This window comes from Sphingopyxis sp. (assembly GCF_035565275.1).
In the GTDB taxonomy this organism is placed as follows: domain Bacteria; phylum Pseudomonadota; class Alphaproteobacteria; order Sphingomonadales; family Sphingomonadaceae; genus Sphingopyxis.
The window spans coordinates 1-3,003 of record NZ_DATMST010000300.1; the positions used below are offsets into that span (position 1 = coordinate 1).

3 protein-coding genes are annotated in these 3,003 nt (G+C 66.6%); 2 read left to right on the plus strand and 1 reads right to left on the minus strand.

Annotated features, from left to right (window positions below):
* Positions 1-133 precede the first annotated feature (133 nt).
* On the minus strand, positions 134-1,522 hold the full coding sequence (locus VN047_RS19755; RefSeq protein ID WP_325545718.1) for a TIGR03013 family XrtA/PEP-CTERM system glycosyltransferase: 1,389 nt from the start codon (positions 1,520-1,522) through the stop codon (positions 134-136).
* 118 nt (positions 1,523-1,640) lie between these two features.
* Between VN047_RS19755 and VN047_RS19760 the strand changes: the two genes are divergently transcribed.
* Positions 1,641-2,687 (plus strand): mannose-1-phosphate guanylyltransferase, encoded by a 1,047-nt coding sequence (locus tag VN047_RS19760; RefSeq protein ID WP_325545719.1) that lies wholly within the window; start codon positions 1,641-1,643, stop codon positions 2,685-2,687.
* A gap of 4 nt (positions 2,688-2,691) precedes the next feature.
* On the plus strand, positions 2,692-3,003 hold a 312-nt coding region (locus tag VN047_RS19765), incomplete at its 3' end, for an AraC family ligand binding domain-containing protein (protein ID WP_325545721.1).

The window sequence follows — 3,003 nt, forward strand, 5'->3', positions numbered from 1 at the left end:
GTCAGTCGCCGCGGCGCCGGCATCAGCACCGCCATGCGCGCGTGCGGCCGCGCGAGCAGCCACAGCGTCAGCCCCGCAAAACCGGCGAGCGCAAGGGCAGCGAGGAATTGGGAAAGGCCCGCGAGCGCCATGCTCAGCGAGCTCCCTCCGGCCACAGCACGACGCGAACCGTCTGGAGCAGGATCAGCAGGTCGAGAAAGGGCGAATAATTTTTCGCGTAATAAAGGTCGTATTCGAGCTTCACGCGCGCGTCCTCGACCGACGCGCCATAGGGATAGTTGATCTGCGCCCAGCCGGTCAGTCCCGGCTTCACCATGTGGCGTTCGGCATAATAGGGCAGCTTTCTCTCGAGTTCCTCGACGAAACTCGGCCGTTCGGGACGCGGTCCGACGAAACTCATGTCGCCCTTCAGCACGCACCAGGTCTGCGGCAGCTCGTCGATGCGAAGCTTGCGGATAATACGCCCGACGCGGGTGACGCGCGGGTCGTTCTCGGCCGCCCACACCGCCTTGCCCGACGCCTCGGCATCGGTACGCATCGAACGGATCTTGAAGATGTCATAAGGCTCGCCGAACAGGCCGACGCGCGGCTGGCGGTAAAAGACGGGCCCGCGGCTATCAAGCTTGACCGCGATCCCCGCGATGATGACCAGCGGCAGGCCGATCACCAGCACCATCAGGCTGGCAAGGATGTCGAACAGGCGTTTGCTGACTTTCGAAATGCGCTGCCCGGCCGAAAAACCGTCGGAAAAGATCAGCCCGCTGGGGTTGGTGGTCGCAAGGTCGACGCGCCCCGTCTCGCGTTCGATGAAGCTTGCGATATCGTTGACGTGCACCCCGGTCGTCTTGACGCGAAGCAGATCGTTCAGCGGCAGCGCGTTGCGCCGTTCCTCGAGCGCGAGCACCACTTCGCCCGCACGCAGCGCGACGACATGGTCCGACAGATTGTCGATCTCCTCGCGCGGAATCGCGCCCGCCACGGTCTTCTCGGTGCCGCTCATCGCGACGAAGCCGACCATCTCCAGCCCGCTTCCGGGTTCGTCAGCCAGGGCGGCAAGCCGTGCGGCACGCGGCCCCGCGCCCAGCACCAGAATGCGCCGGCGGAAAGCGTCTGTCCCCGCCGACTGGGTCAGCGCAAGACGGATCACGAACAGCGCCGCGATCGCGAACAGCATCGCGTACAGGCTGTTCGCGCGCCACAGCGTCGCAGTCGGCAACAGGAAGCCCAGCACCGAGAGGAAGATCACGCCGAGCGAAATCGCGGCGAGCAGGCGCGCGGTGGCGAAACGCATCGAGCGCAGCCCCTCGTTCCCGTACATTCCGGTCGCCATCAGCGCGAGCGAATTGGCGATGCCGAAGGTCGCGAGCGGAAGCCAGCGATCGTTCAGCGGCCCCGGGTCGAACCCCGATTGCCGGGCATAGAGGTGCCACGCCCCCTCGGCCGAGCAGAGCAGCGCGATGAATTCGAGCAGCGCCAGCCAGACGACGGCGTGCGGCACATAATGTTTGAACAGCCGGAACATGGGACCCTTTCGCCTGCCCGATACTACAGACGAGGCGTCAACTGTCGGTTAATTTTACACTCATACATTGCGCCATGTTAAGGCTTGCCCCCGAGGCAGCGTGCGATAGGCTCGTTCCATGACCGCCATGATCCAGCCTCTCATCCTCTGCGGCGGCGCCGGCACCCGCCTGTGGCCCGAATCGCGTGGAACCCGCGCCAAGCAGTTCCTGCTGCTCCACGGCCAGCGCAGCCTGTTTCGCCAGACCGTCGAACGCACCCCCGCCGGCCCCGATTTCCTGCCGCCCATCGTCCTGTGCGGCGACGGCCATGTCGCGATGGTCCGCGAACAGATGAACGACCGCGAGGAGATGCTGCTCGTCGAACCGATGCCGCGCAACACCGCCGCCGCCATTGCCCTCGCCGTTGCGCAGGCCGACGCCGATACGCTGCTGCTCGTAATGCCGAGCGACCATGTCATCGCCGACGTTCCCGCCTTCCACGCCGCCATTGCAAAGGGGGTGCATCTCGCGCAGCGGGACTGGATCGTCACCTTCGGCATCACGCCCGACAGCCCCGAAACGGGCTTCGGCTACATCGCCGCCGGCGCGCCCCTCGGCGACGCCGGCGAATCCTGGGGCTTCGCGGTAGACCGCTTCGTCGAAAAGCCGCCGCTCGCCGAAGCCGAGGCGATGCTCGCCGCGGGCGGGTACAGCTGGAACGCCGGCATTTTCCTGTTCCGCGCCGCCCGGATGCGCGACGCGATGCTGACCCATTGCCGCGCGATCTTCGAAGCCGCCGACCGCGCGGTCGCGGCGGGAATGCGCGACGGCGACGCGCTCTACGCCGACGCGATCGAGTTTGAAAAGGCGCCGTCGGTTTCGATCGACTATGCCGTGATGGAAAAGGATGACCGCGTCGCGGTCGTCCCCGTCGCGATGGGCTGGTCCGACCTCGGCTCCTGGCACACGATCCACGCGCTCGCCGAAAAGGACGCGGCCGACAACGCCGTCACCGGCGACGCCTTTCTCCACGAAAGCCGCGGCAATCTCGTGCGCGCCGGGAACAAGCGCGTGTCGATCCTCGGCATGGACAATATTGCCGTCATCGTCGACGGCGACGACATATTGGTCATCCCGCTCGAACGCTCGCAGGAAGTCCGCGCCGCCGCCAAGGCGCGCGAATAAACCGATGCGATCGCCCCGTTTCGCGGACGCCCCGCTCGGGTTGCTCGACCATCATCCGAACGAACTTCGCGCGCGCCACTGCCACGACGATGCCTTTGTCGCCGTGGTGCTCGAAGGCGGCTATCAGGAAGCGGGCGACGAAGGGCGCTTCGATGTCCGCCCCGGCGACGCGCTGATCCATCACCCGTTCGAATCGCATCTCGACCGCGTCGAGGCGAAGGGCGCACGCGTCCTTGTGCTCGGCCTGCCCGCCGAACTCGCGGCGAGCGCGCATATCCGCGGCCGCGCCGGCGATCCCGACACGCTCGTCCGCCTC

Excerpts from the sequence above, each read along its gene's own strand:
- VN047_RS19755 (WP_325545718.1), bottom strand. The coding sequence starts at position 1,522 with ATGTTCCGGCTGTTCAAACATTATGTGCCGCACGCCGTCGTCTGGCTG.
- VN047_RS19760 (WP_325545719.1), top strand. The coding sequence starts at position 1,641 with ATGACCGCCATGATCCAGCCTCTCATCCTCTGCGGCGGCGCCGGCACC.